This window comes from bacterium, from assembly GCA_021159335.1.
GTDB lineage: Bacteria > UBP14 > UBA6098 > B30-G16 > B30-G16 > JAGGRZ01.
Map to the genome: position 1 here is coordinate 1 of JAGGRZ010000111.1, position 6,195 is coordinate 6,195.

A 6,195-nucleotide genomic window follows, 5' to 3' on the forward strand; every position below is an offset into this window, starting at 1 on the left:
GGGAGAGGTGTGTGGATAGTTGCTTGTTGTGATTAGTTTTTTAATGATTTTTTTGACCCGGATGGGACGGAAGTAAAGAATTTCATTAATGAGTTTATAAACAGGTTAATCGGAATATATTAAGATGGCAAAAAGAGGCATTTACCTGATTATATTAATAATTTTTCTAATTACCAATTCGGCCTTATCCCAGCAAAAGTCCCCGTGGCGGGTTCTTGCGGAAAATGTACTGAAATGCGTGCCAGATACTGATGCAATATTCATACTTCGGATGCCAGTGCTTTACGATACGCTGGTTAAGATATGTAAGGAGACAGGAACTCACCCCAAACTTAAAATTTTTCTTACGGGCAAAGAGATAATGGACAAATTGCCTGAATTAAAGAAACAAAAACCTATATATACTATGGGCTTATGTAGTGCTTTAGCACCCTATATTGTTCCAGAAAGCCTCTCTATATATGGATTAATTCAGAAATATAATCCATCTGCAGAGAGCTTTATTGACACTTCATACAAATTGCTAATGCAATGTGACCTTAGTTGTTTTGATGACCCACTATTTTTTTATGGTGGCCACAAATACTCATATTCAGCGCAAATAGGCAACATTATCGCAAACATTTACATAGCTATCGGAAACAAAAGTTACCAAAAAGCAGATAGCATTGTGAAAAAAGCAAAGCCGTATTTGAAAAATCTTCCTACTTTAGTTGATGCCATAATAGATGATGCGCTGGACAACGACACGACCTCTGTTCACGATATGAGTGTTGACACTCTTTTGGACATTTTGCAGGACTGGTGCGATAGGAATGAGGATGTTTTCCTGTATCCTTTGATAAAAGGCATTCTTGAGATGGAAAGAGAAAGATATTATAAACTAAAACAGAAGAATAAGCTTAATCCGTAGGATAATGGGTTTCTTTGTACTAAAGAGGTAATAAAGTGCCAGCGGCAACTTCAGGAACTTCGCGAGAAGCTTAGAAAAGAACTCGAGGAAAAAGAGAAGAGGAATAAAAAGGAGTCAAAACCATGATTTATAAAAAAATTACTAAGTTTTTAATTGTTCTAATCCTCACTTCCAACCTGCGCGCCAGCGAAAATGGTTCCCGCGCGAAAATGTTATATTCCCAAATTCTAAACCTTATCCCGGACAGCGGAGCAGTATTTTTGGTTCTGGATCGACAATATGAAATGTACAAGCGTGTTCAGGAAGAGGACAATGTTAGACCTGACATAAAATTGATAAATATTAGTTCATTAAACGATTCAATATCCACTTATATCAAAAATAATTATAAAGTTTATCTTGTTTTTGTGTGTAAAATTGACGAACTATTTCAACAGGATAGTTTATACAACCTTGGGCTATTCAAAGTTTACTCGCCGAAAAAGATAGATGTGGACGAGAAGGCGTATGAAATTCTTTCCAAAGTTGACTGGAGCTTCACCAACGATCCTGAGCTTATTTTCGACATAAAAAGCATATCCTCTGGACTGATAAATAAGTTGTTCTCCTTGGAGGTTACTCATCCTGAGCTTGCGGATTCGTTGTTTCAGAAGGTAAAACCGTGGATAAAGAATTTGCCCTTCGTTTTATTCGGCTACATCGGATATGGCCTGAACGAGGAGCTAACAGAAATTAATGGGCTTCCCATAGATAGTCTAATAGATTTGATTGAGAAATGGTGCGACAAATTTCCCGATGATGGGCATTCTAAGATTTTGAAGGATTTAATCCCAAAGTGGCGAAAGCAACTTCGCGAGATAAAAGCCAAAAAAGGCGAGGAGATTGTTCCGTGATTGTGGATAATGCCATAAATTTCCCGTCGTAATGCCGCTCAGAACGCCTCAAAACTTTCTTCCTGCTCTATTTGCTGAAGGATTTCGGAAAGCATTTTTACCACGGGCGCAAGTTCGGAAAGGTTTTCGGACTCCTCGGAAAGCTGCTTTATGCGTGCCAACATGCTGGATATAGCTTCCTCTATGCGGTCGCGAAGTTTTTTGCTCTGCGCAAGTTTATAGTCAGCCCACCAGCGCTTAAGAGTATCGCTGTGCACGCCAAGCTCGCTGGATACGGCAGAAAAGTCGGGTTTATCGCCCTTATGGTTTCTTTCGAGCAGTTGTAGTGCTTTTTGCTTATATTCTTTCGAGTACCTTTTCATTTGTTTCCTTTTTGTCCGATTTGTTATTTTCTGCTCTCCACCTTGGCACAAGAGCGCGCATCCTGCGCATGAGAAGCGAAATCCTGTCGTCGAGATGTTCTCTTATAAACCTTTCGAGCCTTGGGGAACGATGCTCAACCATGTCGTCGAAATCATCGTAAATTGAAACAAGCACGACCTCGCCGCGACATGCCTTCTCGTAAGTTTCGACAAATTTTTCGGCGGGCATGAACTGAAGCGAGAGAACATTGACCCGTCTTACTCCATTGTTTCTTATCCCCACTTAAATCTCCTTTTGTTTGAAAGAGCCGAGCAAAATGTTACATCATGTTACATTATTAATATAATCGCGTTCTTTGATTTGTCAAGATGGGAGTTGTAGCGAAATGTTACATTCATAATTTTGCAAATTGTAAATTAAATGCAAAAATGTTTACTCTTTAAGGTGAAATAGATTATCTTATTTCAATCGACAAAAAAGGCGGTGAGGAAAAATGGGACTCTGGGATTATCTTAATTTGCCTGAGGAAGAACTCGTTGAGCGAATCAACGAGGCAAGAAAAAAGCGAAATGCCTTGATTCTTGCCCACAACTACCAGCGAATAGAGGTGCAGAGGATAGCCGATTTCCGAGGCGACTCCCTTGAACTCGCGAAAATAGCAAGTAAGACTGATGCTGAGGTTATCGTTTTTTGCGGTGTTATGTTTATGGCTGAGACTGCCAAGATAATTAATCCTGAGCGCACGGTTCTCATCCCTGATTTTCAGGCTGGGTGCCCTCTCGCTGCGTACGCTACTGCTGATAAAGTGTTGGAGTTCAAAAAAATGTACCCCGACCACGCTATTGTCACATACATAAATTCTTCGGCCGAGGTTAAAGCGGTGTCGGACATAGTTTGCACAAGCGCAAACCCAGTAAAGGTGGTCGAATATTTTCCGAAGGATAAGGGAATAATTTTCGTCCCGGATAAGAATCTTTGCTACTACACGAAGAAGCAGACAGGACGGGAAAACATTATTTGCTGGGAGGGGAATTGCTATGTTCACGACCGCATAACGCTTGAGAATGTTCGCCACGCAAGGCAGGAGCATCCCGAAGCTGTGCTTATCGTGCATCCCGAGGTGCCGCCTGAGGTGCAGGAAGTAGCCGATTTTATCGCCTCGACGAGCGGAATGTACCGATATGTAAAGGAACACCCTGATACGCCTGCCATAATAGCAACTGAAGTCGGATTAATAGAGAGGATTAAGGATGAGATAAAAGGTGCAAAGGTTTATCCGATTTCTGAAAGGGCTATTTGCTCGAACATGAAGCTTATAACGCTTCCCAAAGTGCTTATGGCTCTTGAGGAGAATGTTTACGAGGTGGTTGTGCCCGATGAAATAGCGAAAAAAGCCAGAACTGCTATTGAACGAATGCTATCTGTCTCGTAAGTTTGGAATGTGACGGGAGGAAAATTGCATTACAGGAGCAAAAAATACTGTGCCTATTGTGGAGCAAAACTTGAGGAGCGGGAGTTGGAAGGAAGGGTGCGTCTCGTTTGCACCAATCCCGATTGCGGGGCTGTTTTTTATGAAAATCCTATACCCGCGACTGCACTCGTGGTGCCTCATCCAAATGATAAGAACAAAATAATTCTCGTAAAACGCGCCGTAGAGCCAGCAAAAGGAAAGTACTCCCTCCCCGGTGGATTCTTGGAGATAGACGAGACTCCGGAAGAATGCGCAATCCGTGAGCTTCGAGAGGAAACCGGGCTTGATGGACGAGTAAAACGACTCCTTGGCGTAAGAAACCAGCCTTCGCCACAGTATAAGATGGTGCTTTTGGTGGGCTATGAGATGGAGGTGGTGGGGGGTGAGCTTTCAAGCTCCGACGATGCCGAGGATGCGGAGTTCTTCCCGCTGGATAATCATCCGCCGATAGCGTTTGAGGCACATCGATGGTTCGTCGAGCAATACAAAAAAGACATTTCGTGAAAAATGGGTAGCACCATAAAACCCGACAGCCTGTTGCTGATTGTCGACGCAAGGAAACCTGAAAGGGTTCACCTTGTGCCAGCATCGAAAGGAAAGTTCACGACGCAAAACGGCGAGCTTAACCTCGAAGCGCTCGTGGGCAAACCTTTTGGAATAGTCGCGAAAACGCATATGGGCGCTCCATACATAGTCCTTTCGCCAACTCTTTACGATGTGATAATGTACAAGCTTAGAAGGCGGACTCAAATAGTGTATCCCAAGGAATCGGGTTATATTGTGCTTAGATTGGGGCTTAAAAACGGCATGCGTGTTTTCGAGTGTGGCGCTGGCTCAGGTGCGATGACCGTTGTGCTTGCCAATGCTGTTGCGCCCGATGGAGAAGTCGTATCTTACGAACGGGATAAAAAATTTTTGTCAGTTGCCAAGAAGAATGTCACCGAAGCTGGGCTATCGGATTTCGTCAGGTTTCAGCTGGGCGATATAGCGGAGGGTATTGAGGGTGGACCTTACGATGCGGCATTCATTGATGTCAGGGAGCCTTGGCTTTATCTTGAGTCTATATGGGCGTCACTTGTTCCGGGTGCGCCTTTGGCAATGGTGCTTCCTACTGCTAATCAGATTATAAGTCTTCTTGAGGCTTTCGAGCGATTCGCGAAATTCGCCTGCATTGAAGTAGAGGAAATTCTTCTTCGAAGATACAAGCCAGTGTCGCAGCGGCTTAGACCCACCGATAGAATGGTCGCTCACACCACTTATATTATCTTCGCCCGAAAAGTAGCGGAGGTTCCCGATGGCGGGAGTAAGGTTTGAATTCGGCATAAAGCCCAGCCTATCAGAGGAAGCGTTGGTAGTAGTGCCCTATCAAAGCCATTTTGAAACGCTACTCAAGCATATTCCTGATGGGAGTGGTTTCGTCGGCTGGCGAATCGTAACCCTTGAGAGACTGGCGCGTAAACTGGCTTCACAGCTCTTTCCAGAATACGCTATGGCGAGCAGGACCATTTTGTTTGCTGTAGCGCATTCGGTGGCGATAGAAAGTGATTACCTTTCCTCGTTTAGCGGTTATAGAACCCCCGTTTTTACGGAAAAGCTTCTTGAGTTTTTCGAGGCTATGCAACACGCTGGCATACTTTCCGGGCGTGATGTGGACGAACTAAACAAGAAAGCTAACATCGGCAGGAAAACTCGGGCGGCAGCAGAGGAATTCAAAAAGTTCAGGGAAAAGCTTAAAAGGCTTGGTCTGTTTACATTTGAGGATGTTTTTTCGCTTTCTGCAGATGTTTTGCGTTCCGGCGTTGTTCCAGAAATCCTTGCTGGCAAAAAGTCAGTGGTATTCCACGATTTTTTTGAATTCAACATTCCGCAGCAAAAATTTATCAAAGCGCTTGCTGAGAAATTCGATGTTACGATAAGCTATCCATTGTCATACTCGCATTATCCCCGCTTCTGGCGCAGCCCTATAGACAAGTTGGCGAAGCTTTTCGGCGTGACTATAAACTCATCCGAATCCGCGAGCAACCCTCTGGTAAAAGCGCTTAACGGTGAGTTAGAAACTTGTTATGACGATGTTTACTTTCTTCGCCTTCCCGACCCTCAGCGAGAGGCAAGATTCACTGCTCAGCTTGCGAAATTATGGGCGCTTGAGATGAACCTTTCTCCTGACGAAATAGCCGTGATTACTCCTGACCCCGCCAAATACGCTCCTTTGCTTGAACTCGAATTCGGATTTGTGGGGCTCAACATTGTGTCAGAAGAATTTTCTGTTTCACCTTTGGCTTTTAGTAGCTTGCTTGGGAGGGTGTTCGATGTTTACGCTACAGGTTTCAGGCGTGAGGAGCTGGCTGCACTTTTTGGACATCCAATCGTTAAGCGCGCATATCCCGAAATTTCGCAACTTTGGGTGAAAAATTACACTGCCAAGAACAAGCTTATAAGCCGTGATGACTGGGTTCAACATGACCCGAAATCCCCGGAGGCGAAGATACTTAAGGGCATAATTGAGACCCTTCCGATTCTCGGTGATGAGTTCGATGGCAGCGCGATGGAAGAGG

The 6,195-nt window shown here is 44.1% G+C and carries 8 protein-coding genes; 6 read left to right on the forward strand and 2 right to left on the reverse strand.

Annotation, left to right across the window (positions count from 1 at the left end; translation table 11 throughout):
- Positions 1-238 precede the first annotated feature (238 nt).
- A complete protein-coding gene (locus J7J62_06185; protein MCD6124742.1) occupies positions 239-913 on the forward strand; it encodes a hypothetical protein in 675 nt (224 codons plus the stop codon).
- 209 nt (positions 914-1,122) lie between these two features.
- Positions 1,123-1,806, forward strand: coding sequence for a hypothetical protein (locus J7J62_06190; GenBank protein MCD6124743.1), 684 nt, complete (start codon positions 1,123-1,125; stop codon positions 1,804-1,806).
- Positions 1,807-1,844: 38 nt separating this feature from the next.
- Here the strand turns inward: J7J62_06190 and J7J62_06195 are convergent, their stop codons facing one another.
- Positions 1,845-2,168 (reverse strand): hypothetical protein, encoded by a 324-nt coding sequence (locus J7J62_06195; GenBank protein ID MCD6124744.1) that lies wholly within the window; start codon positions 2,166-2,168, stop codon positions 1,845-1,847.
- Positions 2,143-2,451 carry a hypothetical protein gene (locus J7J62_06200; protein MCD6124745.1) on the reverse strand — a complete coding sequence of 103 codons (309 nt, stop codon included), beginning with the start codon at positions 2,449-2,451 and terminating at the stop codon, positions 2,143-2,145. Before J7J62_06200 ends, J7J62_06195 begins: the two co-directional genes overlap by 26 nt.
- A 211-nt stretch (positions 2,452-2,662) precedes the next feature.
- On the opposite strand from J7J62_06200, the gene nadA reads away from it, so the two are divergent.
- The 4 genes from nadA to J7J62_06220 form a co-directional block, all read left to right on the forward strand.
- The gene (gene nadA / locus J7J62_06205) at positions 2,663-3,601 is read left to right on the forward strand and encodes a quinolinate synthase NadA (GenBank protein MCD6124746.1); all 939 of its coding nucleotides are present in this window, start codon (positions 2,663-2,665) and stop codon (positions 3,599-3,601) included.
- Positions 3,602-3,625: 24 nt separating this feature from the next.
- A complete protein-coding gene (locus J7J62_06210) occupies positions 3,626-4,144 on the forward strand; it encodes an NUDIX hydrolase (protein MCD6124747.1) in 519 nt (172 codons plus the stop codon).
- 3 nt (positions 4,145-4,147) lie between these two features.
- Positions 4,148-4,954 carry a tRNA (adenine-N1)-methyltransferase gene (locus tag J7J62_06215; protein MCD6124748.1) on the forward strand — a complete coding sequence of 269 codons (807 nt, stop codon included), beginning with the start codon at positions 4,148-4,150 and terminating at the stop codon, positions 4,952-4,954.
- Positions 4,935-6,195, forward strand: a 1,261-nt coding sequence (locus tag J7J62_06220) for a hypothetical protein (GenBank protein ID MCD6124749.1), incomplete at its 3' end; no start/stop codon positions are given. The genes J7J62_06215 and J7J62_06220, both read left to right, overlap by 20 nt.

Excerpts from the sequence above, each read along its gene's own strand:
- J7J62_06190 (MCD6124743.1), top strand. The coding sequence starts at position 1,123 with ATGTTATATTCCCAAATTCTAAACCTTATCCCGGACAGCGGAGCAGTA.
- J7J62_06195 (MCD6124744.1), bottom strand. The coding sequence starts at position 2,168 with ATGAAAAGGTACTCGAAAGAATATAAGCAAAAAGCACTACAACTGCTC.
- nadA (MCD6124746.1), top strand. The coding sequence starts at position 2,663 with ATGGGACTCTGGGATTATCTTAATTTGCCTGAGGAAGAACTCGTTGAG.
- J7J62_06215 (MCD6124748.1), top strand. The coding sequence starts at position 4,148 with ATGGGTAGCACCATAAAACCCGACAGCCTGTTGCTGATTGTCGACGCA.